A 26,680-nucleotide genomic window follows, 5' to 3' on the forward strand; every position below is an offset into this window, starting at 1 on the left:
AAAAGCGTGGCGCACTGGAAACTGATGACCGCAAGGCGGTCCATTGCACTGTTTGCGCTGCTGCTGGCCGCCTGCGGTTCACCGCCGCGCCAGAACGCACCGGTGGCGGAACGCCCCGATACCGGCAAGCCCGCTGCCCCGGCGATTCCCCAAGCCGGTACACCATCCGCATACACCTGCACCTATGCGCCCAGTGGCGCCGGCAAGGGCGGCTTCTACAAGGACGACGGCCCGATGGATCAGCTGCCAGCCAGCCTGGACCTGACGCCCGAGCCGATCCCCCGCTGGGAGCCATTGCACCGCTACGCCAACAACCCGTACACAGTACTGGGGCTGAGCTTCACCCCGCTCAAGACGCCCGGCTCGCTCACCGAGCAGGGCATGGGCTCGTGGTATGGCCGCAAGTTCCACGGCCAGAAGACCTCCAGCGGCGAGGTCTACGACATGTTCCAGATGACGGCCGCATCCCCCATCCTGCCCATTCCCAGCTATGCGCGTGTCACCAACGTCAAGAATGGCCGCAGCGTGATCGTACGCGTAAACGACCGAGGGCCCTTCCACAAGGGCCGCGTGATGGATCTCTCCTTCCTTGCCGCCTGCCGGCTGGGCTACGCAATGAACGGCAGCACCGAGCTCAAGGTGGAAAGCCTGCTGCCCGGCGATGCGCCGGTTGCAGTGGCCGCAGCATCGGCACGCGTGACGCCGGCACCGCAGCCCGCAGCGCCCACCGCCGCACAGCCGGAGAAAGTACCGGTCAGCACCGCCAAGGATGGCGTCTACCTGCAGCTTGCCGCGTTCGGCAACCTGGGCAATGCCGAGGCATTCCGCGAGAAATGGGCACGCCTTGTCGATGACGGCAACAAGCAGGTACTGATCCAGTCCAGCGCCAACCTGCATCGTGTACGCCTCGGGCCGTATCCGGATCGGCAAGCGGCGCTGGCAGCGGCGGAGCGCATCACGGGCGAGCACAACTTGCAAGCGGTCGTGGCTAAATAACAACCGCGGCAGCACTTGGTTGCAATGGGCAGGCTTTCGCCCAAAAATGAACTTCCTACGTAGCAAGGAACACTTCTGTGGCACGCGCAGTGGCCAGCCAGCCCGAGCAGGAAAGCCTGCGCTCTTTCGGTCAGATCCGCCATGTGCTCATTGCACTGTCAATGAGCGTGCTGCTGTTCGTTGCCGCTGCCGTCAGCTGGTCCATCTATCGCGGCTACCAGGAAACCATTGCCACGGCCGAGCAGCAAATGCTGACGCTGGCGCAGACGGTGGACGAGCATGTGGGCCGCACACTGGATGGGACGGTCAACGCGCTGTTCACCATCCAGCAGGACGATGTGTTCAAGCTGTGCCTCACCACGCGGGACAGCGCCTGTCTGCACGCCTACCTGGTGCGCCAGATGAACCGCGCGCCGCAGCTATCCACCTTTGCCGTCGCCTACGATGATGGCCTGCTGGCGGCCTCCAGCCTGATTCACCCGCCGCCGCCGCACAATGTCGGCCAGTCTCACTATTTCCGCGTAGCGCGTTCACAACCGGCCAGCCCGTATTACATTGCCGAGCAGCAGCCGGACCCCACGGGCAGCACCAATGTGATCCCGGTCAGCACCGCACTGGCAGACCGGCAAGGGCATTTTGTCGGCGTGCTGATGGCGGGGTTGTACCCGAATTACTTCCAGCGCATTTACCAGAACGTCAGCCAGAACCGTCCGGTGGTGCTGGATATCTTCCGTGACGACGGCCTGTCGCTCGCGCATTTTCCGGCCAATACCCAGACGACGGGGCTTGATCTTTCCAGCAAGAAGTTCTTCGAGAATGCGTTTCGCCAGGGCGAAAGCGGCGTATACACCGAAACCAGCGCGGCCGATCACGTCACGCGCATTTACGGCTGGCGCCGTGTTTCCGGTTTGCCGCTGGGCATCATGGTGGGCATAGACCGCGAGACGGTACTGAAACCATGGCGGCAGGAAAGCTGGATCAACGGCAGCATCAGCGCGCTGGCGGTATTGTCCGGCTCCTTGCTGCTGCTGTACCTGCTGCGCCAGATCCAGCACCAGGAAAAAACCGAGGCCGACCTGTACCTGACCAAGGTAGCGGTGGAGCGCGGTGCTGACCTTGCCGTGTGGCTGGATCCGAACGGGCAGATCCGCTACGTGAATGCCACCGCGTGCAACCGGCTGGGCTACGTGGAGGGCGAGCTGCTGCGCATGCGTTTTCGCGACATCAACCCCACCTTCCGCAGTGATGCATGGCCCAAGTTCTGGGACAAGCTGCGCGCGCAAAAACACCTGTTCGACGAAATCACGCTGCGCACGCGCGCTGGCGAGGAATTCCCCACCGAGGTGTATTCCAACCATATCCTCTTCAAGGGGCAGGAATACAACTGTGCGGTGGTGCGGGACATCTCGGAGCGCAGGCTGGCCGAAGAAGCCATCATCAAGAGCGAACAGCAACTGCGTCTGGCGCTGGAAGCATCCAGCACCGGCCTGTTCGACATGCCACTGGATAACCGCCGCAACGCTGTTACCAGCCCGGAATATGACCGCTTGCTGGGCTTCGAGCCCGGCGAGCTGATCGAGACCTTCGACAAATGGAAGGATCAACTGCACCCCGCCGACCGCGACATGGTGATCGGTGCGTTCCGTGACTACTACACCGGCGCCTTGCAGCAGTTCAGCATCGAATTCCGCCGCAAGATCAAGACCGGCATCTACCGCTGGTTCCAGTCGCAGGGCCGTTTTGTGGAGTTCGACAACCGCAATCGCCCTACCCGGCTGATCGGCACCATGACCGACATCACCGAGCGCAAGGAGGCACAGGAACGCATCACCGAACTGGCCAACTTCGACAGCGTGACCGGTTTGGCCAACCGCAACCTGCTGCGCGACGAACTGCGCCTTGCCGTAGCCGCATCCGAGCGCTTTGGTCGCAAACTGGCCGTTTTGTTCCTTGATCTGGACCGCTTCAAGACCATCAACGATTCGCTGGGCCATGCCGCCGGTGACCAGGTGCTGAACCAGGTGGCAGAGCGGCTGCGCAAGATCGTGCGGCGCTCCGATATCCTGGCGCGGCTGGGCGGCGATGAATTCGTACTGGTACTGACCGAGATCAAGGACGCGATGCAGGCCGGCGATACCGCCGAGCACCTGCTGCAGACCTTCGCGGAACCGTTCGAGCTGGAAGCGGGTGGTTTTGCCACCACCACGTCGATCGGCATCAGCGTATTCCCTGACGATGGCGACGACCCGGATACGCTGATCCGCAATGCCGACGTGGCCATGTACCAGGCCAAATCGAACGGCCGCAACAACTTCCAGTACTTCACCGCCGACATGAACATCCGCGCATCGGAGCGCCTGGGGCTGGAAACCAGCATGCGCCATGCGCTGGTCAACGGTGAGTTCGAGCTGTATTACCAGCCGCAGGTCAGCCTGAAAGACAACCGCGTGATCGGCGCCGAAGCGCTGATCCGCTGGAATCACCCGGAGCAGGGGCTGATCTCACCGGCCAAGTTCATCCCGGTGGCGGAAGAAAGCCGCATGATCGTGCCGATCGGCAACTGGGTGCTGCAGGAAGCCTGCCGTCACGCGGCGGCCTGGCAGGCGGCCGGGCTGCCGGCCATCACCATTGCGGTCAACCTGTCTCCGTTGCAGCTGCACCAGTCCAACCTGCTGGAAATCGTTTCGGACGCGATGTCCAGCGCCGGGCTGGCGCCGCAATACCTGGAAATCGAAGTCACCGAATCGGTGGTGATGCAGGAAGTCGAGCACGTGATGGCGATGCTGCATGGCATCAAGCGCCTGGGCGTGAAACTGTCTATCGATGACTTCGGTACCGGCTATTCCAGCCTGTCTTACCTGAAGCGCTTTGCGTTCGACAAGCTCAAGGTCGACCAGAGCTTCGTGCGCGACCTGGCATCCGATGCCAACGATGCCGCCATCGTGCTGGCCATCATCGGCCTGGGCAAAACGCTGGGCATGTCGGTACTGGCCGAAGGCGTGGAAACCCCGTTGCAGCTGGAGTTCCTGCGCCGCGCGCAGACGGACTCCATCCAGGGCTACCTGTTCAGCCGCCCGCTCAATACCGTGGAATTCCGCAAGATGCTGGAAAACCCGGACGGGCTGTTCCTTCCCGCATCGGTCGCCTCCATCTCCTGACCCATCCGGGCTGGCCTGGCCCGGTCTACCCCCACTCCACCGGGGGCCATCACTGCGGGGACAAAGGGGCGCATGCTCGCGCGCCGGCCACGCCACGCCACGCCACGCCACGCCACGCCACGCCACGCCACGCCACGCCACGCCACGCCACGCCACGCCACGCCACGCCACGCCACGCAGATCATAGGCCAGCAAAAAAACAAACAAATTCAAACATAAAATTGCACCAATTTTTGGACTTTCTTTGCATTTCGCACAAAATAAATGCAAAAATCACAGCCATCATGTTGCATTTTGGTGAATATTGCGTTTAACCTTGCACATATCGGTGCATTTTCTACAAATTCGCACTGACAAACCCGTAAAACGCACCATATCGAACGCGGCAGCGCGGGCAACGTCCACCATCCATGCATTCAAGGAGTCGAAAGATGAACCGTGCATTTCCCGCGCTGCTGTGCTGCGCAATGGCATTGAGCCTTGGTTCTGTTGCAGCAGCGGACAAACCGCTCAAGGCAATCGGTGTGTCGGTGGGCGATCTGGCCAACCCGTTCTTCGTAGCCATCGGCAAGGGCGCCGAGGAAACCGCGAAAAAGATCAACCCGGCCGCCAAGGTCACCACGGTATCGAGCAAGTACGATCTCAATACCCAGGTGGGGCAGATCGAGAACTTCATCGCCAACAAGGTCGACATCATCCTTGTGAACGCAGTGGATCCCAAGGGCATCGCCCCGGTGCTTGCCAAGGCCAAGGCCGCGGGCATCGTGGTGATGGCGGTCGACGTGGGCGCGGAAGGCGCGGATGCCACGGTGATGTCGGATAACGTGATGGCCGGTACCGAATCGTGCCGCTTCATCAGCAAGAAGCTGGGCGGCAAGGGCAATGTGGTGATCGTGAACGGGCCACCGGTCACCGCGGTGATCGACCGCGTGAAAGGCTGCAAGGCCGAGTTTGCCAAGACCCCGGGCATCAAGGTGCTGTCGGACAACCAGGATGCCAAGGGCAGCCGCGACGGCGGCATGGACGTGATGTCCAACCTGCTGACCGCCAACCCGAAGATCGACGCGATTTTTGCCATCAATGACCCGTCCGCGATCGGTGCCGAGCTGGCGGTGAAACAGGCCAAGCGCACCGATGTGAAAGTGGTGGCCTCGGTCGATGGCGCACCGGATGCGGAAGCCGCGCTGAAAGACAAAGCCAGCCTGTTCGCGGTCACCACCGCACAGAACCCGTACAAGATGTCGAGCGAGGCAGTGAAGATCGGCTACGGCCTCATGAACGGCCGGAAGCCGGCACAGAAAGTGACCATGCTGCCCACCCCGCCGATCACGAAGGAAAACGTCGCCACTTACCAGGGCTGGGTGAAGAACTGAGCCTCGGCCGGCCGGCTGCCAAGGGCGGCGGCCGGCTGAGCAGCTTGCTCTGCGCTTGGCGCAGCCATGCTGCGCCAAGCGATAAAAGGGATGTTCATGATGAACACTGCAATCCTGGAAATGTCCGGCATCAGCAAGCGCTTTGGCGCCACGCGCGCATTGTCGGACATGCGCCTCGCCATACGCGCCGGCGAAATCCATGCGCTGATGGGTGAAAACGGCGCGGGCAAATCCACGCTGATGAAAATCCTCTCCGGCGTCTATCAGCCCGATTCCGGGCAGATCCTGCTCGATGGCAAGCCGATTGCCATCAAGGGACCCAGCGACGGTCGCCGTGCCGGCATCAACCTGATTTACCAGGAGCTGAGTGTCTCCACCAACCTGACGGTGGCGGAGAACGTATTCATGGGCAGCGAGCCACGCGGGCGTTTCGGCCTGCTGGACCGCAGCAATATGCGCATGTGGACCAACGACGTGCTGGCGCTGCTGGGCGCGCCGTTCACCGCCGATACGCATGCCGGCAAGCTGTCGATCGCCGAACAGCAGCAGGTAGAAATTGCCCGTGCACTGATCCACAAGGGCCGCATCCTGATCATGGATGAACCCACCGCCGCGCTGTCCGACCGGGAAACCGAGCACCTGTTCCGCGTGGTACGCAAGCTGCGCGACGAAGGCATCGCGGTGATCTATATCAGCCACCGCATGGCCGAAGTGCATGCGCTGGCCGACCGCGTCACCATCCTGCGCGATGGCAGCTACGTGGGCGAGATGACCCGCGACGAGCTCGATCCGGGCCGCATCGTGCAGATGATGGTGGGCCGCCCGCTGGGCGATTTCTACCAGCACAAGGCTGGCCGTGTGCCGGGCCGGGTAATGCTGGAAGTGGAGAACCTCAGTGGCGCCAGGGTAAAGCCAGCATCGTTCAGCGTACGTGCTGGCGAGGTGGTCGGCCTGGCCGGCCTAGTTGGCGCCGGCCGCACCGAGCTGGCCAGGCTGATCTTCGGTGCCGACCGCAAGCACGGCGGCAGGGTGAAAATAGACGGTGTAGCCGTCGATACGCGCGATCCGCTGACGGCTATCCGCCTCGGCATCGGCTACCTGCCGGAAGACCGCAAGGGCCAGGGCCTGTTCCTGCAGCTATCCGCACTCACCAACACCACGCTCAACGTGGTGCGCCAGCATTGCCGCGCCGGCATCATCAATCACCAGGCGCTGGAGACACTGACCAACGATGCGATAGCGCGGCTGAACATCAAGGTGCCGGGGCCGCATGGCATCGTCGGCGGGCTATCGGGCGGCAACCAGCAGAAAGTGCTGCTGGCGCGCTGGCTGGAAATCAAGCCACGCGTGCTGATCCTCGATGAGCCCACGCGTGGCGTCGATGTGGGCGCCAAGAGCGAGATTTACCGCATCATCCACGAACTGGCGCTCAACGGCGTTGCCGTGGTGGTGATCTCCAGCGAGCTGCCGGAAGTGATCGGCATCTGCGACCGCGTGGTGGTGATGCGCGAAGGCCATATCAGCGGCGAAGTCAGCGGCGATGCCGTTACCCAGGAAAACATCATGACGCTGGCCACCCACGCCAGCGAACCGGCCGCCAACGCAATCAGCGCATTGCACGCGGCTTAGGAGCCTAGCCATGTCCACACAAACCATCGCCAGTCAGGCCAGCCTGCCGCCACGCCGCGGCAGCCTTGCCGGCCAGTTGTTCAACCGCCTGGGCATGCTGCCGGTGCTGATCGTGCTGTACCTGGTGTTCTACGGGTTGACCCTCTATTTCAGCGCGGACGGCACGTCCAACTTCATGAGTGCCGACAACACCATGAACATCATGCGCCAGGTGGCCATCAACCTGGTGCTGGCGTGCGGCATGACCTTCGTCATCCTCACCGCCGGTATCGATCTGTCGGTGGGCTCCATGCTGGCGGTATCCGCGGTGCTGGGCATGCTGATGTCGCTGCCGGATCATCACCCGGCGCTGGCGATTCCCACCTTCCTGATCGCCGGGCTGGTACTGGGCATGCTCAACGGCGCCATGGTGTCCTTCCTCAGCATCAACCCCTTCGTGGTCACGCTGGGCACCATGACCGCGTTGCGCGGCGCCGCCTACCTGTTTGCCGATGGCACCACCGTACTCAACCAGCAGATTCCCAGCTTCGAATGGATAGGCAACGGCGATTTCCTCGGCCTGCCATGGCTGGTGTGGATAGCGGCCGGTGTGGTGCTGCTGTCATGGTTCATCCTGAAGAAAACCGTGCTGGGCCTGCACATCTACGCAGTGGGCGGCAACCCGCAGGCCGCGCGGCTGACCGGGATCAAGGTCAGTTTCGTGCTGCTGTTCGTGTATTCGATCAGCGGGTTCTTTTCCGGCCTGGCCGGCGCCATGTCATCGAGCCGCCTCTATGGTGCCAACGGCAACTGGGGTGTGGGGTACGAGCTGGACGCCATTGCCGCAGTGGTGCTGGGCGGCACCAGCCTGATGGGCGGCGTGGGCACCATCTGGGGCACGGTGATCGGCGCGCTGATCATCGGCGTGATGAACAACGGGCTGACCATCCTCGGCCTGTCGTCGTTCTGGCAGTATGTGGCCAAAGGTGCGGTGATCGTGCTGGCGGTGATCCTCGACAAATGGCGCCAGAAGCAGGCCGCACTCAACTAAGGAGCGGTCGTGTTTCTGGGCATAGATATCGGTACCGGTTCGGCCAAGGTATTGCTGCTGTCTGCGGACGGCCAGACTGTAGCAGAAGCAGGCGGCAGCTACGCGGTGGCAACGCCGCGGCCGGGCTGGCATGAAACCGACCCCGCGCACTGGTGGCGGGTGGTGCGTGATGCAATCCGCAGCCTGCCGGCCGACGCCCGCGCCGCGGTACGCAGCATCGGCCTGTCCGGGCAGATGCATGGCGTGGTGCTGTGCGATGGCAAGGGCGTGGCCCGCCACCCGGCGGTGCTGTGGCTGGACCAGCGCGCCAGCGATGCATTGCGTGCCTACCCGCCCGGCAGTGCGCAGCGCTGCGGCAATGCACTCAGCCCCGGCATGGCCGGCCCCATCCTGGCGTGGTTTGCACACGGCATGCCCGATGTACTGGCCGGATCGCGCTGGGCGCTGCAACCCAAGGACTGGCTGCGCCTCAAGCTGACCGGCGAGGCCGCCAGTGAAGCCAGCGACGCCAGCGCCACGCTGCTGGCGGACCGCAATGGTCACTGGGATCTCGACCTGATCAGCCGGCTTGGCCTGCCGGAGCGGTTGTTTGCGCCGCAGCGCGGCTCGGCCGAAGCAGCTGGCGAACTCACCGGCAGCATCGCACGCGAGCTGGGCTTGCCAGCCGGCATACCGGTTGCCACCGGCGCAGGCGATACGCCGGCCGCCGCGTTCGGTGCCGGGCTGCATGTGCCCGGCGCTGCGCAACTCACCACCGGCAGCGGCGCACAGCTGATCGTGATGCAGACCAAGCCTCCGGCGTATTCGTCAAATACCAACGGCTTCTGTGCGGTACAGGCCAATGGGCTGCCCGGCTGGTATGCGATGGCGGCAATGCAGAATGCCGGCGTGGCGCTGGAATGGGCGCGCAGCATGCTGGGCCTGAGCTGGGAAGCCGCATACACCCGGGCATTCGCACCCGGCGTCAGCAGTGGCCGGGTGGTGTTCCTGCCCTATCTGGCTGGCGAACGCACACCCTGGATGAACCCGGCTGCGCAGGCCGGCTGGATCGGTGCGCGCAGCGGCGACGATGCCGGTACGCTGATGCGCGCGGCGTTGCAGGGCGTGGCGTTCGCCATCCGCGCCGGGCTGGAAGCACTGCACGCCACCGGTATCCAGCCTGCGCGGCTGCGCCTGGCCGGCGGTGGCTCGGTACATCCGGCATGGCAGCAGCTGCTGATCGATACGCTGGGTGTACCCATGGATGCGGTAGCGTGCCCGAATGCATCCGCGCGCGGCGCAGCGCTGCTGGGCGGCATGGCGGCCGGTGATATCGGCATGGGTGATCTGGCGCGCTTCGCCCCGGCGCTGACAGCACTGGGCGACCCGGGCAGCAGCAACGAACAGCACTACGCACGCTTCATCGATCTGTACCGGCGCCTCGACGGCTGGTTCGAAACGGGGCCGGCATGACTGCCCCGCACATCGACATCCTCACCGCCGGTTGCATGGTGGCCGATCTGCTGGCCTACCCGGTGAATGCATTCCCGGCACGCGGCAAGCTGGGCCACGTGGAGCGCGTGGGCGCGCATCTGGGTGGATCATCCGCCAATACCGGTGCGCACCTGGCGCGGCTGGGCTACCGGGTAGCGATTGCCGCCGCGGTGGGCGACGACCTGCTGGGGCGCGTGGTAGCCGGGCTGGCAGCAGAAGCCGGGCTGGATACGCGCTGGCTGGTGCACAAGCCCGGCAGCAATTCGGCCGCCACCATGGTGATGGTAGCGGAAGATGCCGAGCGCAGTTTTCTGCAGGCCACCGGCGCGCAAGGATTGCTGTGCGCTGCGGATATCCCGCTGGCAGCGGCACGCGCCGCAGGCGCACGGGTATTCCACCTCGCTGGCTATTTTGCATTGCCGGCACTGGAGGGCAACGATGGCAGCCCGGCAGTGGCACTGCTGCGCGAAGCCAGCGAACGGGGTTTCCTCACCGTGCTCGACGGCGTATGGGATGCGCATGCGCGCTGGCGGCGGGTGATATCGCCGTTGCTGCCCTGGGTGGATATCTATACGCCCAGCCGCGACGAAGCAGCGCACATCGTCGGCGAAACCGCGCCAGGCCGGCAGATCGAACAGCTGTTTGCGCTGGGGGTGCGCCAGGTGGTTGCCGTGACCGATGGCGCCAACGGTGCATGGATCGGCGATCGCAGCGGGCTGCGGTATCATCTGCCGCCTGCCCGGGTGGCTACCGTGGATACCACCGGTGCCGGCGATGCGTTCGTTGCCGGTCTGCTGGCCGGCTTGCTCGGCGGTGCGCAACTGGCCGATGCCGGCCGGCTGGCCAGTGCCTGCGGCGGGCTTGCCACCACCGTGTTCGGTGGCGGGCAGGGTTTCAACACGCGCGCCGAGGCCGATGCCCTGGCGACAACCATTGTTCCCGCCGCGTTTGCGGCCGGGCTGGAGCCCCCATGAGTACGCCCAACCATGCCCGTTTTGTCGTCTTCGGCGAGGCACTGACCGATTTCATTCGTGACGACGGCCCCAACTGGCGCGCCATCGCCGGTGGCTCCTGCTGGAACGTCGCCCGCGTGGGCGCAAAGCTGGGTATCGCCACCGGCTTTGCCGGCGCGGTCAGCCGCGATGTGTTCGGGCAGGAACTGGCCACACTATCGCAGCAAGCGGGACTGGACCTGCGCTACCTGCAGCAGCTGGACAAGGCACCGTTCCTCGCCATGGTCACGCACAAGCACCCGCCGCAGTATTTCTTTGTTGGCGATGACAGCGCCGATCTGCACTTCGACCCTGCCAAACTGCCGCACGGCTGGCTGGATGCAGCAGAAATTGTCCATTTCGGCTCGATCAGCCTGTACCGCCAGCCGCTGGCCGCACGCCTGCTGGAAACCGCTACAGCGGTGAAGGCCGCCGGCAAGCGCATCTGCTTCGACCCCAACTACCGCGCATTGATGGACGATGGCTACCAGCCCATCCTGCAGCGCATGGCCACGCTGGCTGACTACATCAAGATTTCCGATGAAGACATTGCCCACCTGTTCGCCGGCATGAGCGAGGATGCCGCCATCGCGCAGCTGCGCGCCTGGTCGCCCGCTGCCACCATCCTGCTGACGCGCGGCGCCGCCGGCATGGCGCTGATTTCCCCCACCGGCACGCTGCAACGCGGCGTCTTTGCGGTGGACCTAGCCGATACCGTCGGCGCCGGGGATGCCAGCATGGGCGGCTGGATGGCCAGCCTGCTGACGCGCCCCGCTGCCGCTCCGGCGGTGCACCTGGCATTTGCCGCCGCGACTGCGGCCACCGCCTGCCGTCATAATGGCGCCTATGCGCCCGGCTGGGGGGAGGTCGAGGCGCTGATCGATACCGCCGGGACCAGAAAAGATGGATAAGGAACAGACACTCACGCCGCTTGCCGATCACCGCATGCAGCTGATCATGACCTTGCTTGCCAACCGCGGCGAATGCCGGGTGCGCGAGCTGGCCGAGCAATTCAAGCTATCGGAAATGACGGTGCGGCGTGATTTGCAGGAGCTGGAAGCACGCGGCCTGCTCAAGCGCGTGCACGGCGGTGCGGTACTGATCAGCCACGACGTGGGCTACCCGCAGCGCGTGCAGCAAGGCCAGGCGCAGAAACAGCGCATCGGCCAGGCAGCGGCAGCGCTGCTGCGCAACGGCATGGCGATTTACCTGGATGCCGGCACCACTGCCATGGAAATGGCCCGCGCGATACGCAGCGGCCTGCCGGACATACGCCAGCTGTCCATCGTGACCCACGGCATCAATATCGCCACCGAGCTATCGGGCCAGACGCCGTACAGCCTGCATCTGATCGGCGGCGAGGTCTACCAGAATGCATTCAGCACCGTCGGGCCGGCCGCGCTGGAGCAGATTGCCGGTTTTCATTTCGATCTGTTTTTCATGGGCGCCGGCGGTGTCGACCCATCTGCGGGCTGGACCAACTCCAACCATCAGGAAGCACAGGTGAAACGCGCGGTGATGGCGCGCGCCGCGGAAACCTGCGCCATCGTCGGCAGCGACAAATGGGGCCAGCGTACCTTCGCGCCGGTAGCGCGCTTTGATGAGGTACAACGCTGGATCGTCGATCAGCATCTGCCTGCCGGAGCACGGCAGATGGCCGGCGACGCCGGCATGAGCCTCATCTACGCCGACTGAAGCCAAACAGGCCGTGCACCACCCATGAAAAAGCGGCCAGCAGGCCGCTTTTTCATTGCCGCATGCGTACCCGCACTCAGCTGTCGTTTTTCTTCAGTTCTTCCACCAGATCGACGTACGACTGCATCGCCGCATCGTTGCTGGTGCCCTTGAGCTTGGCCCATGCATCGTACTTGGCCTGCGCCACAAAGTTGATCGCGCTGGGGCGCTCGCCACTCACGTCCCCTTCGGAGGCCTGCTTGAAGAAGGCATAGAGCTTGAGCTTGGTTTGCACATCGGGCGCATCGTTGAGTTCAACGACTTCTTCCTGCGCGGTCTTGAAGCGGCTTGCAAGGTCAGACATGGTCAGGCTCCTGATCAAATTTCAAACATATGTTTGAACCGGCATAAAGTATAGCGCTGCCGTTGTCACAAGCCAAACGCCGGGATATCCCTCAGCTTAGCGTTTGGCGCGTGAATAAAACCGGGTCAGGCGCAACCCCGCAGCAACATCAGCCCTGCTCTGCCTGGTAAACCAGCTTGCCCTTCACCAGCGTATAGCGTGCCCGGCCCTGCATTTCCATACCGGCAAACGGTGTGTTCTTGCCCTGGCTGCGCAGCGCCTGCGGGGTAACGCGCCAGCTTTCCTCGGCATCGAATACCAGCAGGTCGGCACGGCTGCCCACGGTGAGCGCAGCGGTAAAGCCGAGCTTGCTGGCCGGAAAACTGGAAATCTTCGCCAGCGCCTGCGGCAATGCCACCTTGTTGCGCCGTGCCCAGGCAAGAGTGAGTGGCAGCAGCAGCTCGAGACCGGTGGCACCGCGCTCGGCTTCGGCAAACGGCAGCAGCTTGCCGTCGTCGTCCACCGGGCTGTGGTCGGAGCAGATGGCATCGATGGTGCCGTCCACCAGCGCGGCGGCAATCGCATCGCGGTCGCGCACGCTGCGCAGTGGCGGATCAAAGCGGTACTGGCTGTTGAAGAAGCCGATATCCACATCAGCCAGGTGGATATGGTTCATGTCCACATCGCAGGTCAGCGGCAAACCTTCGTGCTTCGCGGTGCGCACCAGCGCGATCCCGTCGGCACTGGAAAGCCGGGTGATGTGCACGCGGCAACCGGTAGCGCGCATCAGCTGCACGATCTGCGCAATGGCCAGCGTTTCGGCGATCACCGGAATACCGGTCAGGCCCAGGCGTGATGCATATTCGCCATCGTGCGCCACGCCATCGTTCACCAGGCTGGCCTCTTCCGGGCGCAGGCGCAGCTCGAAGCCGAAGGTAGCCGCGTACTGCATGGCGCGGTACAGCACCTGGAGATCGGCAATCGGCACATCGCCTTGCGAGAACGCCACGCAGCCGGCCTCGCGCAGCTGCGCCATCTCGGTGATTTCCTTGCCCTTGAGGCCGACGGTGAGTGCGCCTACCGGGTACAGCCGCGCCAGATCATGCTTGCGCGCGCGTGCACGCAGGTTCATCACCAGGCCAGGCTCATCCAGCGGCGGGTCGGTATCGGGCGGGCAAACGATGCTGGTCACACCGCCGGCCACCGCTGCGGCCATTTCACTCGGCAAGGTGGCCTTGTATTCGAAGCCTGGCTCGCGCAGCCGCGCGCACAGGTCCACGAGGCCTGGGGCCACCACGAGTCCGGTGGCATCGATTTCCAGCTCGGCAACGAAGCCGGCCGGCGCACTGCCCACGCCGACGATCTTGCCATCGGCCAGATACAGATCGCCCAACTGTTCGCTACCCACGCTGGGGTCGATCAGGCGGCCGTTGCGGATCACGGTATTCCTGGTTTCGCTCATGCTTGTGCCCCCCGCTGGTTTTCAGACACGATGGCCATCACCGCCATGCGCACCGCAATGCCGAAAGTAACCTGCGGCAAGATCACCGCACGTGCGCCATCCGCCACCGCGGAATCGATTTCCACACCACGGTTCATCGGGCCGGGGTGCATCACGATGGCATCCGGGCTGGCCAGCGCCAGTTTTTCCGGCGTCAGCCCGTAGTGCTTGAAGAACTCCTGCGTGGACGGCAGGAAAGCGCCGCTCATGCGCTCGTTCTGCAGCCGCAGCATGATCACCACATCCACATCCTTCAGGCCGCTGGCCATGTCGTGGTACACGTGTACGCCCAGGCTTTCGATGCCCACCGGCAGCAGGGTCTTGGGGGCGATCACGCGGATTTCCGGGCAGCCCAGCGTGCTGAGCGCATGGATATCCGAGCGCGCCACGCGTGAATGCAGCACATCGCCCACGATGGCCACGCGCAACTGCGTGAAATCGCCCTTGAAGTGGCGGATGGTGTACATGTCCAGCAGCGCCTGCGTGGGATGCGCGTGGCGGCCGTCACCGGCGTTCACCACCGCGATGCCCGGCTGTACATGCTCCGCGATCAGGTAAGGCGCGCCCGATTGCGCGTGGCGCACCACGAACAGGTCTGCGCCCATGGCTTCGAGGTTATGGATGGTATCGAGCAGCGTTTCGCCCTTGGCGGTGCTCGATGCCTGGATGTTCAGGCTGGTGACATCCGCACTGAGGCGCTTGGCAGCGATCTCGAAAGTGGTGCGCGTACGCGTGCTGTTCTCGAAAAACAGGTTGAACACCGAACGTCCCGTCAGCGCGGCAAACTTCTTGGTACCGGCATCGCCGGCGGCAATGTATTCGGCGGCACGATCAAGAATCTGGTTGAGGATGCGCTTGGGCAGTCCTTCGGTAGTCAGCAGGTGGATCAGTTCACCTTGGCTGTTGAGTTGCGGATTGAGCATGGATATCCCGGTCGCGGTAAGCCGGCCGCCGGGCAGCGGCCGATCTGAATTGGGGAGGAGCTGGGGCGGAATTTTCGGTCATTCCGGCGCTGCTGACCAGCAGTACCGGTATGCGCGATGGCAAACGGCGCTATTGCATGGCCAGCGGTACATCGTCGCGCTGGTAGGCCTGCAGTTCCTGCTGCCAGGAGGGGTTCTGTGCCAGCCGTTGCATGGCGGTGCTGATGAAATCAGCCAGCGCCGGATCACTGGCGGCGGAAAACAGGTGCCGCTCATACGGCTGGCCACGTGGCAGCGCGGTAATGGCGTTGAACAGCTCCGGGTTGCGGCGCTGCAGCCAGGTCATCACGCTGATCGGCATGGAAATGAAATCGACCCGACCCGCCTGCAGCATGCGCAGCGACGACGCATAGTCGAGCGCGTCGTAGCGCTTGATGCGCTCGGCATCGATGGCCGGGTCCAGATCGCCGTAATGATGGCCGAGCAGGCCGCCAAACTGCAGCCCGCTGGCCGATTTGAGCGCCTCGGGCGTCAACGGATGGTTTTGCCGGCTCAGCCACCAGTCATGGTCGCGCAATAGCGGCGGGCTCCAGCGGTAGCGTTGCCGGCCAGTATCACCAAACCATGCCGGATTGGCCCAGGGCACCACCCAGGCCGGGCCGGGCTGGTTGATCTGCAGGTCCAGCCTGCGGCGGGGCAGGCTCACTACCTGGAAGCGGTAGCGATCCGGTGCCACGGTGTTGAGCCGGCGCGTCAGCGCATGGGTCAGCCCCTTGCCGGAACCGGTAATGAATGGCGGCAGGTCGTAATAGTTGTACACCACCACGGTTTGTGCCGCGGCGTACCCTGGCCGGGCAATGCCGATCAGCAACAGCAGCAGGCAGATACGCAAACAAGCGGGCATGTCTTCCCCTTTTTTCACTTCACACCGGGCATTGCGCCGGCACGGGCTATTGCTGCGTTGCCAGCCAGGCATCCAGTATCTGCATTGCTGCCACCTGATCCAGCGCCGGCTTCTGCCTGCGGCCGCGCAGGCCGGCTTCGTTCAGTGCTTCGCTGGCGGCGGCAGACGAATAACGCTCGTCCACCAGCGCTACCGGCAATGCAAAACGGCCGGTCAGCCGGTTGGCAAACTTGCGTGCCAGCCGGCTGGCATCCTGTTCTTCGCCATCCTCGGTCAGCGGCAACCCCACCACCAGGTGGGCCGGCTGCCATTCGGCAATCAGCTTTTCGATACGGGCAAAGCGCGTGTCGTTATCGATGGCGGCAATCGTTTCAACCGGGTGGGGAATGCCCAGCTCGGTGGTGCCCACCGCCACACCGATGCGCGCAGCGCCAAAATCGAACGCCAGCACCGTGCTCAAGCGTGGCCTGCCTCGTCAGACAGCATGGCCATGTCGATGCCCAGCAGCTTCAATGCCGCTTCGTAGCGCTCTTCCGCCGGCAGCGCGAAAATGATTTCCGGATCGGCCTCGACCGACAGCCAGGCGTTCTGCGCGATTTCATTCTCCAGCTGCCCGGCTTCCCAGCCGGCATAACCGAGCGTGACGAAGATCTGCTCGGGTCCCGAGCCTTCGCCCACCGCCAGCAGGATGTCCTTGGACGTGGTCAGGCCCATTTCATCCGATACCGACAATGTCGATTGCCAGTCGCCCAGCGGCTTGTGCAGCACGAAACCGCGATCCGTCTGCACCGGGCCACCAAAACAGACCGGCAGCTCTGCCACATCGGGGCGATGCAGCTCGACATCGATCTGCTCGAACAGCGTCGTCAGCGACATGTCCAGCGGCCGGTTGACGATCACGCCCATCGCACCCTGGTCGGTGTGGTCGCAGACAAAGGCCAGCGTTTTGGCGAATATCGGATCAACGAGGTTGGGCATCGCGATCAGGAAGTGCTGGGAGAGGTTCATGTCCATCTGTCAATTATCGCACATGGATTCGTGCCGTTGAGCGGGCAAAGCACAAGCGTTAGCATCAACGGTCTTTTCACCCTCGGCCACACGGCAGGGAAATGATGCCAGCCATTGCACCCTCCACCCCGTCAACGGCGCTTGTGTGGCTGCGCCGCGACCTGCGGCTGCACGATCATGCGGCGCTGTACCACGCACTGAAACAGCACGCACGCGTGATCGTGGCATTCGTGTTCGATACCGATATCCTCGCCGGCTTGCCGCGCGCAGACCGCCGTGTCGACTTCATCCACGCCAGCCTGCAAGCGCTGAAGGCGGAATTGCAGGCAGCGGGCAGCGATCTGGTGGTGCGCCATGCCAGTGCGACCGGGGCCATCGTGCAATTGGCGGCCGAACTGGAGGCGGTGGCGGTGTACGCCAACCGCGATTACGAGCCCGCAGCCATCGCGCGCGACCGGGCAGTGGCCGCGGCGCTGCAGCAACGGCATATCGATTTTTTCAGTTTCAAGGACCAGGTGGTGTTCGAGCAGGACGAAGTGCTGACGCAAAGCGGCGGCATGTACAGCGTCTTCACGCCGTACAAGCGTGCCTGGCTGGCCAAGCTGGATGACTTTTACGTCAGGCCCTACCCGGTACGCGCGTATCTCCAAAACCTGGCCGCCCTGCCGACACAGCCGTTTCCGTCGTTACAGGAACTCGGCTTTACCCCCACCGATCTTGCCGTGCTGAAAATCACGCCGGGTGCGGTGGGGGGTGAAGCGTTATTCGACGATTTCAGCCAGCGGATCGATCGCTACCATGAGCGGCGCGATTTTCCGGCCAGCAAGGGGCCGTCCTATCTGTCGGTGCACCTGCGTTTCGGCACCGTGTCGATCCGCGAGCTGGTGGCGCATGCATGGCGTCAGGGCGGCGCGGGGGCGGAAACGTGGCTTTCCGAGCTGATCTGGCGCGATTTCTACCAGCAAATCCTCTGGCACCGCCCGGACGTGGCACAACACGCGTTCAAGCCGGAATACGATGCGCTGCCCTTCCCCAACGATGCGGCGCTGTTCGCCGCATGGTGCGATGGTCGTACCGGCTACCCGCTGGTGGATGCCGCCATGCGCCAGCTCAACAGCAGCGGCTACATGCATAACCGGCTGCGCATGGTGACCGCCAGTTTCCTCGTCAAGGACCTGCTGATCGACTGGCGCCGGGGCGAACTTTATTTCGCGGAAAAGCTGATCGATTTCGACCTGGCGGCCAACAATGGCGGCTGGCAATGGGCGGCCAGCACCGGCTGTGATGCGCAGCCGTACTTCCGCATTTTCAACCCGGTTACCCAATCAGAAAAGTTCGATGCAGACGGGCGCTTCATCAAGCGTTATTGTCCGGAGCTAGCCGGCCTGGAAGGCAAGGCCATCCATGCACCGTGGCTGGCCAAGCCGCTGGTGCTGGCCGCTGCCGGTATCCGGTTGGGCGTGGATTACCCGGAACCGGTGGTCGAGCATGCCATCCAGCGCGACAAGGCGCTGGCACTGTTCAAGCGCACTTAGCCGGTACTGCCCAGCCAGCGCAGCAGGAAAAAGCCACCAAACAGGATGGGCTGGTGTACCAGGTAAACCAGCAGACTGTGCCGGCCGCAATACAGCAGCCAGCGTGGCGCGCCAGTGCCGATGCGTGCCAGCCACGCCGGTTGCACCAAGCCACGCCGTTGCCAGAGCGCACCGATGGCAATCCCGATCAGCACCACGCCCAGCCATGGGAAGACGGGCACGAAATCCTCGGTTTGTGGCCGCTGGCTGACAAAGCCGATCCAGCTCCACACCTTGGGGTTGAAGATGGGCGACTGCAGCGTCAGCCCCGCCACCAGCACGGCGATACCCAGCCACAGGTTGTGGCGCCCCAGCGGCACGCAGGCGCGCCCGATCAACAGGGCGAGCGCCACAAAATGCAGGATGCCGAAGTAGATATAGCCATCCGGGAAAAACTGCATGCTGCCCACGGTAACCAGCGCTGCAGCAGCAGCTATCTGCAACCAGCGGCGGCCGAAGCCTGCATACGCCTGCTGGCTGGCCAGCACCAAGCTCACACCCGCCAGCAGCAGGAAGCAGCTGACGATGACGTCGCGCCACGCCATCCAGCCCCAACCTTCCAGCAAGCGGAAATGGGTGTGGCCGAACAATGTGGTGTCGTAGCAGAAATGGTAGGCCACCATCATCAGCACGGCACCGCCGCGCAATGCATCGATCGAGGGAAGTCGCTTCATGCCGCGAGTATAACGACGCTGGCGCAGATGTTGGCGGCCTCGCCGCGACTGCCGGCAACGGGCGGCGCCAGGCTGGCTGCGCTGGCTGCTGCCGCGCTCAGGCCACCTGCAGCTTGCCCGGCCTGTAGCGGCGGGCCATGCGCGCCAGCGGCACCGGCACGATGCGTGGCCCCTGGCCGGCGGCACCGAAGGCTTCGAAGCGTGCCTCGCAGACCTCGCGCATCGCGGCAATCGCGGATTTGAGGTAACTGCGCGGATCGAAATCAGCCGGATGCTCGTGCAGGTGGCGACGTATGGCGGCAGTCATTGCCAGCCGCAGGTCGGTATCGATATTGATCTTGCGCACGCCATAGCGGATGGCCCGCTGGATTTCCGCCACCGGCACCCCCCAGGTCGGCTTGACCGCCCCACCGTACGTGCGCACCGCATCCAGCAGCTCCTGCGGCACGCTGGATGAACCATGCAGCACTAGGTGCGTATCCGGGATGGCCGCGTGGATGTCACGGATGCGCTCGATCGCCAGCACTTCGCCATCGGGCGGTGCGGAAAACTTGTACGCGCCGTGGCTGGTGCCGATGGCGATGGCCAGTGCGTCCACCCCCGTGGCCGCAACGAAAGCACACGCCTGTTGCGGATCGGTCAGCAGTTCTGCATGGCTGAGCGCGCGGTTGGCGCCCACGCCATCCTCCGCTTCGCCCACGCCGGTATCCAGCCGGCCCAGGCAGCCCAGCTCACCCTCCACCGATACGCCACGCGCATGCGCGGCCTGCACCACGTCGCGGGTGACCGCGACGTTGTAATCGTAATCGGCCGGTGTGGCGCCATCTGCCTGCAGCGACCCATCCATCATCACGCTGGAAAAGCCCATATCCATCGCGCTGCGGCATACCTGCGGCGTGGTGCCATGATCCTGATGCATCACGATCACCAGATCCGGGTAGCTCTTCAGCGCCCCTTCGATCAGCTTCTGCAGGAAGGCCTCGCCCGCATAACGGCGTGCCCCGGCAGATGCCTGCAGAATGACGGGGCTATCGGTCGCGCTGGCCGCCTGCAGGATGGCATGCAGCTGCTCGAGGTTGTTGACGTTGAATGCAGGCACGCCATAGCCGGAATCGGCCGCGTGATCGAGAACCTGGCGTAACGAAGCGATTGGCATGGCTGCCTCCTGGGCGGTTGCTTGTGCAATGCACAAACGATAGCCCTGCCGGCAAGCCAACCCCAATCGGGATATTCGGCATTGGGGAAAGCCCGCAAACCATTGCTTCATATGATTTTTTCATGCCACGCCTCAAAACAGAAGGCCGTCATGACGACGGCCTTTTGCGGGCATGCCCGGCAGGTCAGCGCGCCTGGCCTGCCGGCACCACGTGCACACGCTCGTAATCGACACCACGCTCGATCAGCGTCTCCACGCGTACCTTGCGGATGATCTCGCCATCCCACCACTCCACCAGCCGGCCACGGCGGAACCAGCCCACCGGCACCAGCAAGGTCAGCGGCGCTTTCAGGCTGGTCACCGCCGGCAGCGACAAGCCCTCGCTCCAGCCACGGCGATCAGAATGCGCAAGCTCCACCGGGCGCAACATCGCCGCGAATGGCTGGCCGGGCAACAAGCGCACCCCGATGGACAGCCAGGTTTCGCCTTCATGCTCTTCCTGCTGCAGCCAGCGCACCACGGCGGCAAAATGCTTGCCATCCAGATCCACGGCGATCAGCTGTTGCAGCGCAATGCGTGCGCCATCGACAGCGCGGCGTACCAGGCGCAGACCCTGCGCGGATTCGTTGCGTACCTGCCATGGCTCGCGCACCGGCGCGTCTACCTTGGGCTTGATGCCACTGGGCGCGCGCTGACCGAACAGCGCAAAGCGCACGGCATCTTCTTCCTTGAGTGTGGACGGGCCATCGTCGGGCGGGCCGAACTCGGTGCCACCGATCAGCAAAGTCTGCTTGGCCAGGCCGAACACCACCTCGATGCTGCGATTGGTCGAATGGCGGGTGGAACGGTCACTCTGGTGCTCGCACCAGGTACGGTATACATCCACCAGCAGCCCTTCGATCACGCTGCCGGCAAACTGCGTGCCGAGGCCCAGTTTCTCCGGGTTCTCGCCCTGGCGCAGCAGCTTGATGCGGCGCGACAACGCTTGCGCCAGCTGGAAAGTATCGAGTTCACGGATGTTCGGCCCTGCCAGACGTGGTTCCACGCGGCGCGGTGGCCCGGGTTCATCCAGGTCGATCTGCAGGCTGCCGCGGCCCGGCAGCGATGGCGCCAGTTCGGAGAGCGGTGCGCGCTGTGCCAGCATGGGCAGGCGCTCATCCAGCCAAAGAATCTGCCGGCCGGTAAAGTGGAATGGCGACGCGCCGGACAGCAACAACACCTGAATGAATACCTGCTGCGGTGTCGCAACGCCAGACAAGGTCAGCAAGCTGTCCTTGGCCGGTTTTTCCGCCAGGTTGTGGGCTTCGGCAATGCGGTAGTAGTCGAACAGCTGTTGCCACAGCACATCGGGAATGGGCTGGAACACAAGTAGTGATTCACGTGCGCGCAAGCTCAGGTAACGCAAGCTGCGCTGCGCCAGCAGCGCCTGATGTTCAATGGCCTCGGCCACGCCATCAAGGGCTGCACGCCAGCAACGCGCATAAGCACGCCCCATCAACTCCCACAGGTGGCAAATGCCATGCCAGGTCTTGGCTTCATCCGGCGCCAGCGGCAGCGCACGGCCCAGGATGCGATCGATCAGTGCGCCCTGCGTGTTGTGTATGGGCTCACGCAGCAACTCGAGTATCTTCAGGGTTTCATACGGTTGAATCGGGCTATCTATCAGCGCTTCAAGCGCATCGACAAATTCGGAATGCACAACGGGTGCATTAATCAGGGGCAGCAGCTGCAACCAGGCCTTGGCCGAACGTGCGTCTTCGAAAGGCGGCGTGGTCAGGCCGCTGGCAACGGGCAGGCGCGTCAAGTCAGTCATCACCGATCCTATGCTAGCGAGGCGTCAAACAAGGCGCTGATACGAGCGCGTAGTTGAGTCAGTTGAGCCGCCGAAACCGGCGGCACGGCGTCCGGGCGGCGCGGGGCCGCCCAGATCGGGTTAGGGAAATGCTGATCTTCCCGCCAGCGCGGGATCACGTGCCAATGCAGGTGCGGCACGACGTTACCCAGGCTGGCCAGATTGATCTTGTCGGGGTCAAGTGTAGCCCGGATTGCGGCTTCAACGGCAAACACCCGCTGCATCAGTGCATTTTGTACATCAGATGCCAGCTCGCTCATCTCTGCATGGTGGGCGTTCAGGATGACCCGGCAAAAGCCCGGATAGCCCGCTTCGTCAGCCAGCACGACGCGGCAGAGCGCATCACTGGCCAGCAATTCACCGCCTGTTTCCACGCAAAGCGCGCAGTGTTCATCCATCGCCGTTTCCTTATGTTGGGCTGAATTATTTAACAAGCGGCAGAGATAAACAACGGGGGTGTAACCTTACAGTCACACCCCCGCTGTTTTCCGGTCAAAAATCCGGCTTAAAGGAGCACACGCTCGATACCGCCATTGCGTGCTTTTTCAACGTAATCGGGCATCCAGTCCGCGCCCAGCACATGCCTGGCGATCTCGACAACGATGTAATCTGCGTCTGTACCGGCGTCGTCATTGTAACGCTGCAAACCCTGCATGCACGACGGGCAGCTTGTGAGGATTTTCACAGGCGTATCCACCGGGCCACCCTCGGCCACGGCCTGCGCGCGCAGCTTGTCTGCGCCCTTGATCATTTCCTCTTCCTTACGGAAACGCACCTGCGTGGCGATGTGCGGCAACGAGGTACCGAAGGTGCCCGATTCGCCGCAGCAGCGGTCGTTAAGGTCCACCTGCGTGCCCATCAGCTGGTTGGCCACGTCGATACCCTTGTATTGCTTCATCGGCGTGTGGCATGGCTCGTGGTACATGTAGCGGGTACCGGCCACGCCTTCCAGGCGCACGCCTTTCTCCAGCAGGTATTCGTGGATGTCCAGCAAGCGGCAACCGGGGAAAATCTGCTCGAACTGGTACTTCTGCAACTGATCCATGCAGGTACCGCAACTGACGATCACGGTCTTGATGTCCAGATAATTGAGCGTATTGGCCACGCGGTGGAACAGCACGCGGTTATCGGTGGTGATCTTGTCGCCCTTGTCGGCCTGGCCGGACGAGGTTTGCGGGTAGCCGCAGCACAGGTAGCCCGGCGGCAATACCGTGGTGGTGCCCACATGCCACAGCATCGCCTGCGTGGCGAGGCCGACCTGGCTGAACAGCCGCTCCGAACCGCAACCGGGGAAGTAGAACACCGATTCCTGCTCTTCCACCGGCTGCACCGGGTTGCGGATCACCGGGATGGTAGCGGCGTCTTCCACGTCCAGCAGCGCACGCGCAGTCTTCTTCGGCAACTTGCCCGGCATGGGCTTGTTGATGAAGTGGATGATCTGCGTCTTGATGGGCGGTTTGCCCACGGTGGCCGGTGGCTGTTTCTTGAACGCGTTGGTGAGGCCCAGCTTCTTGCCCAGGTTATAACCGATGCGCTGCGCCATCACGCCCCACTCGATCGATACCTTGCGCACCAGCTTGATGGTGGCTGGATCCTTGAGTGTAAGGAAAGCCATACCCAGTGCGGAGACCGGATTGAACTTCTTCTTGCCTTCCTTACGCAGGAAATTGCGCATGGCCACCGACACGTCGCCGAAGTCAATTTTCACAGGACACGGGTTCAGGCAGCGATGGCACACGGTACAGTGATCGGCCACGTCGCCCAGCTCGTCGAAATGCTTGAGCGATACGCCGCGGCGGGTCTGTTCCTCGTACAGGAATGCCTCGGTCAGCAGACCGGTCGCCAGGATCTTGTTGCGCGGGCTGTACAGCAGGTTGGCACGCGGCACGTGCGTGGTGCACACCGGCTTGCATTTGCCGCAGCGCAGGCAATCCTTGATCGAATCCGAAATCGCACCGATATCCGATTGCTCCAGGATCAGCGATTCCGCCCCCATCAGGCTGAACGACGGCGTATACGCGTTTTCGAGGTCGGCGCCCGGCAGCAGCTTGCCCTTGTTGAAGCGGCCGTGCGGGTCCACCTTGAGCTTGTAGGCTTCGAACGGCGCCAGCTCTTCGCGGGTGAGGAACTCGTACTTGGTGATGCCGATGCCGTGCTCGCCGGAAATCACGCCGTTGAGGTCGCGCGCAACCTGCATGATGCGCGCAACGGCCTTGTGCGCACGCTGCAGCATCGCATAATCGTCGGAGTTCACCGGCAGATTGGTGTGCACGTTGCCGTCACCGGCGTGCATGTGCAGCGCCACCCAGGTGCGGCCCTTGAGCACCTGCTGGTGGATAAGCACGATGGCATCGAGGATGGGCTTTTCGTTGCGGCTGGCGAACATCGCTTCGAAGTCGGCCAGCAGCTCGCGTTTCCACGAAATGCGCAGCACAAAGTCGCGCAGCGCCAGGAACACGCTCTGCGGCTGTTCATCGGCACCCAGCTGCTTTTCCAGCGGCATGGTCGGGAACGTGGCGGTATACGCCTCGAACGCGTCATCCAGGTGATCGCGCACCCACTGCCAGTGCGTGCGTGCACGGACAATCAGCTCCAGCGCAGCGGTGCGGCGCTCGCCCACCAGTGCCTCGCGCGATAGCGGCGTATCGGCAAAGTCCACCGGCAGCGTGCCTTGCGAGAAGAACGCCTGCAGGCCGTCGAGCAACTCGAGCTTGTTGTCGATCGACAGCTCGATGTTGATGCGCTCAATCGAATCCGAATACTCGCCCAGGCGTGGCAACGGGATCACCACGTCTTCGTTGATCTTGAACGCATTGGTGTGCTTGGCGATGGCCGCCGTGCGGGCGCGGTCCAGCCAGAATTTCTTGCGTTGCTCGCTGCTGGCGGCAATGAAGCCTTCGCCACCGCGCGCGTTGGCAAAACGCACCACCTGCGATGCAGCCTCGCCCAGCGCTACTTCGTTGTCCGACACGATATCGGCAATCAGCACCATCTTGGGCCGGCCCTTGCTCTTGGCCTTGGTGGCATAGCCCACCGCACGCACATAGCGCCAGTCCAGATGCTCCAGCCCGGCCAGTTGCACCGCCGGGTGCGCATCGAGGTAATCCTTGATTTCCACGATGGACGGCACGGCGCGGCTAACTTCGCCGAAGAACTCCAGGCACACGGTGCGGATATGATCCGGCATGCGATGCAGCACGAAGCGCGCGCTGGTGATCAGCCCGTCGGTCCCTTCCTTCTGCACGCCCGGCAGGCCGGCGAGGAATTTGTCGGTGACGTCCTTGCCCAGGCCCACCTTGCGGAATTGCTGGCCCGGCACCACCAGTGTTTCTTCGCCGATTTTCGTTTTGCCGTCCGGTTTGTAGGTGATCACGCGGAACGTGGCTTTTTCGGCATCGTGGATCTTGCCGAAGTTCTGGTCCATGCGTTCGATGAACTTCCAGTTGCCGTCCGGATCGACCATTTTCCAGGAAATCAGGTTGTCGAGCGCGGTACCCCACAGCACGGCCTTCTTGCCGCCGGCGTTCATCGCCACATTGCCGCCGATGCACGATGCATCGGCCGAGGTCGGGTCCACCGCAAACACCAGGCCGGCATCTTCCGCCGCTTCCATCACGCGGCGCGTGACCACGCCGGCGCCGCACTGGATGGTGGCAACCTTGCCGGTATGGCCGGGAATCTCGATGAATTCCACGCCATTGTGGCGGTCGAGTTTTTCCGTATTGATCACTGCCGACAGCGGGGTCAGCGGCACTGCACCACCGGTATAGCCGGTACCGCCACCACGCGGAATCACGGTGAGGCCCAGCTCGATACAGGCGGCAACCAGCGGCGCCATTTCCTCTTCGGTATCGGGCGCCAGCACCACGAACGGGTATTCCACGCGCCAGTCGGTGGCATCGGTCACGTGCGATACGCGCGCCAGGCCATCAAAGCAGATGTTGTCGCGGCGCGTGTGCGCGCTCATGCGCTTCATCACCTTCTTGCGCAAGGCAGCCACATCGCGGAACTCGCGCTCGAACACATCGACCGCCACCCGCGATTTGCTGATCAGTTGGCCAACCTGCGGGTTTTCCTGGCGGCGCTTCTCGATCTCGGACAAACGGTGATGCATCGCCCCGGTCAGCATCTTCAGCCGCTTGGGGTTTTCGAGCAGGTCATCCTCAAGGTACGGGTTGCGCTTGACCACCCAGATGTCACCCAGCACCTCGAACAGCATGCGCGCAGAGCGCCCGGTCACCCGTTGCTGGCGCAACTCGTCGAGCACCCGCCAACCGTCGTCACCCAGCAGGCGAATGACAATTTCACGATCAGAGAACGACGTATAGTTGTACGGAATTTCGCGTAAACGCTCGGCGGTATGCGGCAGAACGGCTTCGGTGTGATCGGCGAGGGTATGATCGGGCATTACAAGCGATCT

21 protein-coding genes are annotated in these 26,680 nt (G+C 63.4%); 10 read left to right on the forward strand and 11 right to left on the reverse strand.

Translation table 11 applies throughout. The features are described from left to right. The first annotated feature begins 6 nt into the window (after positions 1 to 6). From IGB42_RS07485 to IGB42_RS07525, 9 genes are all read left to right on the forward strand, one after another. Positions 7 to 996 (forward strand): septal ring lytic transglycosylase RlpA family protein, encoded by a 990-nt coding sequence (locus IGB42_RS07485; RefSeq protein ID WP_159669350.1) that lies wholly within the window; start codon positions 7 to 9, stop codon positions 994 to 996. A 77-nt stretch (positions 997 to 1,073) separates the two neighbouring features. Further along, positions 1,074 to 4,154, forward strand: a complete 3,081-nt coding sequence (locus tag IGB42_RS07490) for an EAL domain-containing protein (protein ID WP_159669352.1) — start codon at positions 1,074 to 1,076, stop codon at positions 4,152 to 4,154. 431 nt (positions 4,155 to 4,585) lie between these two features. Continuing rightward, a complete protein-coding gene (locus IGB42_RS07495) occupies positions 4,586 to 5,527 on the forward strand; it encodes an ABC transporter substrate-binding protein (protein ID WP_174764182.1) in 942 nt (313 codons plus the stop codon). A gap of 96 nt (positions 5,528 to 5,623) precedes the next feature. After that, positions 5,624 to 7,156, forward strand: coding sequence for a sugar ABC transporter ATP-binding protein (locus tag IGB42_RS07500; RefSeq protein WP_174764183.1), 1,533 nt, complete (start codon positions 5,624 to 5,626; stop codon positions 7,154 to 7,156). A 10-nt stretch (positions 7,157 to 7,166) separates the two neighbouring features. Continuing rightward, on the forward strand, positions 7,167 to 8,186 hold the full coding sequence (locus IGB42_RS07505; protein ID WP_159669353.1) for a ribose ABC transporter permease: 1,020 nt from the start codon (positions 7,167 to 7,169) through the stop codon (positions 8,184 to 8,186). A gap of 9 nt (positions 8,187 to 8,195) precedes the next feature. Next, a complete protein-coding gene (locus IGB42_RS07510; protein ID WP_159669355.1) occupies positions 8,196 to 9,638 on the forward strand; it encodes a xylulokinase in 1,443 nt (480 codons plus the stop codon). Beyond that, positions 9,635 to 10,633 carry a carbohydrate kinase family protein gene (locus IGB42_RS07515; protein ID WP_159669357.1) on the forward strand — a complete coding sequence of 333 codons (999 nt, stop codon included), beginning with the start codon at positions 9,635 to 9,637 and terminating at the stop codon, positions 10,631 to 10,633. The genes IGB42_RS07510 and IGB42_RS07515 overlap by 4 nt, the downstream gene beginning before the upstream one ends. Further along, complete coding sequence (locus IGB42_RS07520; protein ID WP_159669358.1) at positions 10,630 to 11,562, forward strand: carbohydrate kinase; 933 nt, start codon at positions 10,630 to 10,632, stop codon at positions 11,560 to 11,562. The genes IGB42_RS07515 and IGB42_RS07520 overlap by 4 nt, the downstream gene beginning before the upstream one ends. Then, positions 11,555 to 12,346, forward strand: a complete 792-nt coding sequence (locus IGB42_RS07525) for a DeoR/GlpR family DNA-binding transcription regulator (protein ID WP_159669359.1) — start codon at positions 11,555 to 11,557, stop codon at positions 12,344 to 12,346. Before IGB42_RS07520 ends, IGB42_RS07525 begins: the two co-directional genes overlap by 8 nt. Positions 12,347 to 12,422: 76 nt before the next feature. Here the strand turns inward: IGB42_RS07525 and IGB42_RS07530 are convergent, their stop codons facing one another. From IGB42_RS07530 to IGB42_RS07555, 6 genes are all read right to left on the reverse strand, one after another. Continuing rightward, a complete protein-coding gene (locus IGB42_RS07530) occupies positions 12,423 to 12,689 on the reverse strand; it encodes an acyl-CoA-binding protein (protein ID WP_159669360.1) in 267 nt (88 codons plus the stop codon). A gap of 148 nt (positions 12,690 to 12,837) precedes the next feature. Next, positions 12,838 to 14,130 carry a dihydroorotase gene (locus IGB42_RS07535; protein ID WP_159669361.1) on the reverse strand — a complete coding sequence of 431 codons (1,293 nt, stop codon included), beginning with the start codon at positions 14,128 to 14,130 and terminating at the stop codon, positions 12,838 to 12,840. Then, on the reverse strand, positions 14,127 to 15,092 hold the full coding sequence (locus tag IGB42_RS07540) for an aspartate carbamoyltransferase catalytic subunit (protein WP_159669363.1): 966 nt from the start codon (positions 15,090 to 15,092) through the stop codon (positions 14,127 to 14,129). Before IGB42_RS07540 ends, IGB42_RS07535 begins: the two co-directional genes overlap by 4 nt. 130 nt (positions 15,093 to 15,222) lie before the next feature. Continuing rightward, positions 15,223 to 15,996, reverse strand: coding sequence for an ABC transporter substrate-binding protein (locus IGB42_RS07545; RefSeq protein ID WP_159669365.1), 774 nt, complete (start codon positions 15,994 to 15,996; stop codon positions 15,223 to 15,225). A 46-nt stretch (positions 15,997 to 16,042) separates the two neighbouring features. Further along, positions 16,043 to 16,456 (reverse strand): Holliday junction resolvase RuvX, encoded by a 414-nt coding sequence (ruvX, locus tag IGB42_RS07550; RefSeq protein WP_159669367.1) that lies wholly within the window; start codon positions 16,454 to 16,456, stop codon positions 16,043 to 16,045. Then, positions 16,453 to 17,004, reverse strand: coding sequence for a YqgE/AlgH family protein (locus IGB42_RS07555; RefSeq protein WP_255461437.1), 552 nt, complete (start codon positions 17,002 to 17,004; stop codon positions 16,453 to 16,455). The genes ruvX and IGB42_RS07555 overlap by 4 nt, the downstream gene beginning before the upstream one ends. A 101-nt stretch (positions 17,005 to 17,105) precedes the next feature. Between IGB42_RS07555 and IGB42_RS07560 the strand changes: the two genes are divergently transcribed. After that, positions 17,106 to 18,539 carry a deoxyribodipyrimidine photo-lyase gene (locus IGB42_RS07560; protein ID WP_236822527.1) on the forward strand — a complete coding sequence of 478 codons (1,434 nt, stop codon included), beginning with the start codon at positions 17,106 to 17,108 and terminating at the stop codon, positions 18,537 to 18,539. Here IGB42_RS07560 and IGB42_RS07565 read toward each other — a convergent pair. From IGB42_RS07565 to IGB42_RS07585, 5 genes are all read right to left on the reverse strand, one after another. Continuing rightward, complete coding sequence (locus IGB42_RS07565) at positions 18,536 to 19,252, reverse strand: heparan-alpha-glucosaminide N-acetyltransferase (protein ID WP_159669371.1); 717 nt, start codon at positions 19,250 to 19,252, stop codon at positions 18,536 to 18,538. The two genes, IGB42_RS07560 and IGB42_RS07565, sit on opposite strands and share 4 nt — an antisense overlap. A 97-nt stretch (positions 19,253 to 19,349) precedes the next feature. Next, positions 19,350 to 20,408 (reverse strand): class II fructose-bisphosphate aldolase, encoded by a 1,059-nt coding sequence (gene fba, locus IGB42_RS07570; RefSeq protein ID WP_159669373.1) that lies wholly within the window; start codon positions 20,406 to 20,408, stop codon positions 19,350 to 19,352. 184 nt (positions 20,409 to 20,592) lie between these two features. Continuing rightward, positions 20,593 to 22,221, reverse strand: coding sequence for a hypothetical protein (locus tag IGB42_RS07575; RefSeq protein WP_159669375.1), 1,629 nt, complete (start codon positions 22,219 to 22,221; stop codon positions 20,593 to 20,595). 8 nt (positions 22,222 to 22,229) lie between these two features. Then, positions 22,230 to 22,658: an HIT family protein gene (locus IGB42_RS07580; RefSeq protein WP_159669377.1), complete on the reverse strand. Its 429-nt coding sequence runs from the start codon at positions 22,656 to 22,658 to the stop codon at positions 22,230 to 22,232. A gap of 107 nt (positions 22,659 to 22,765) precedes the next feature. Continuing rightward, the gene (locus IGB42_RS07585) at positions 22,766 to 26,668 is read right to left on the reverse strand and encodes an FAD/FMN-binding oxidoreductase (RefSeq protein WP_174764184.1); all 3,903 of its coding nucleotides are present in this window, start codon (positions 26,666 to 26,668) and stop codon (positions 22,766 to 22,768) included. Positions 26,669 to 26,680: the final 12 nt, after the last annotated feature.

The sequence above is a fragment of the Andreprevotia sp. IGB-42 genome (assembly GCF_009848685.1).
Taxonomy (GTDB): domain Bacteria; phylum Pseudomonadota; class Gammaproteobacteria; order Burkholderiales; family Chitinibacteraceae; genus Andreprevotia.

Coding starts and splice junctions, on each gene's coding strand:
- IGB42_RS07515 (WP_159669357.1), top strand. CDS start 9,635: ATGACTGCCCCGCACATCGACATCCTCACCGCCGGTTGCATGGTGGCC.
- IGB42_RS07500 (WP_174764183.1), top strand. CDS start 5,624: ATGATGAACACTGCAATCCTGGAAATGTCCGGCATCAGCAAGCGCTTT.
- IGB42_RS07535 (WP_159669361.1), bottom strand. CDS start 14,130: ATGAGCGAAACCAGGAATACCGTGATCCGCAACGGCCGCCTGATCGAC.
- IGB42_RS07585 (WP_174764184.1), bottom strand. CDS start 26,668: ATGCCCGATCATACCCTCGCCGATCACACCGAAGCCGTTCTGCCGCAT.
- IGB42_RS07520 (WP_159669358.1), top strand. CDS start 10,630: ATGAGTACGCCCAACCATGCCCGTTTTGTCGTCTTCGGCGAGGCACTG.
- IGB42_RS07565 (WP_159669371.1), bottom strand. CDS start 19,252: ATGAAGCGACTTCCCTCGATCGATGCATTGCGCGGCGGTGCCGTGCTG.
- IGB42_RS07560 (WP_236822527.1), top strand. CDS start 17,106: ATGATGCCAGCCATTGCACCCTCCACCCCGTCAACGGCGCTTGTGTGG.
- IGB42_RS07525 (WP_159669359.1), top strand. CDS start 11,555: ATGGATAAGGAACAGACACTCACGCCGCTTGCCGATCACCGCATGCAG.
- IGB42_RS07545 (WP_159669365.1), bottom strand. CDS start 15,996: ATGCCCGCTTGTTTGCGTATCTGCCTGCTGCTGTTGCTGATCGGCATT.
- IGB42_RS07495 (WP_174764182.1), top strand. CDS start 4,586: ATGAACCGTGCATTTCCCGCGCTGCTGTGCTGCGCAATGGCATTGAGC.
- IGB42_RS07540 (WP_159669363.1), bottom strand. CDS start 15,092: ATGCTCAATCCGCAACTCAACAGCCAAGGTGAACTGATCCACCTGCTG.
- IGB42_RS07530 (WP_159669360.1), bottom strand. CDS start 12,689: ATGTCTGACCTTGCAAGCCGCTTCAAGACCGCGCAGGAAGAAGTCGTT.
- IGB42_RS07580 (WP_159669377.1), bottom strand. CDS start 22,658: ATGGATGAACACTGCGCGCTTTGCGTGGAAACAGGCGGTGAATTGCTG.
- IGB42_RS07575 (WP_159669375.1), bottom strand. CDS start 22,221: ATGACTGACTTGACGCGCCTGCCCGTTGCCAGCGGCCTGACCACGCCG.
- IGB42_RS07555 (WP_255461437.1), bottom strand. CDS start 17,004: ATGAACCTCTCCCAGCACTTCCTGATCGCGATGCCCAACCTCGTTGAT.
- fba (WP_159669373.1), bottom strand. CDS start 20,408: ATGCCAATCGCTTCGTTACGCCAGGTTCTCGATCACGCGGCCGATTCC.
- IGB42_RS07505 (WP_159669353.1), top strand. CDS start 7,167: ATGTCCACACAAACCATCGCCAGTCAGGCCAGCCTGCCGCCACGCCGC.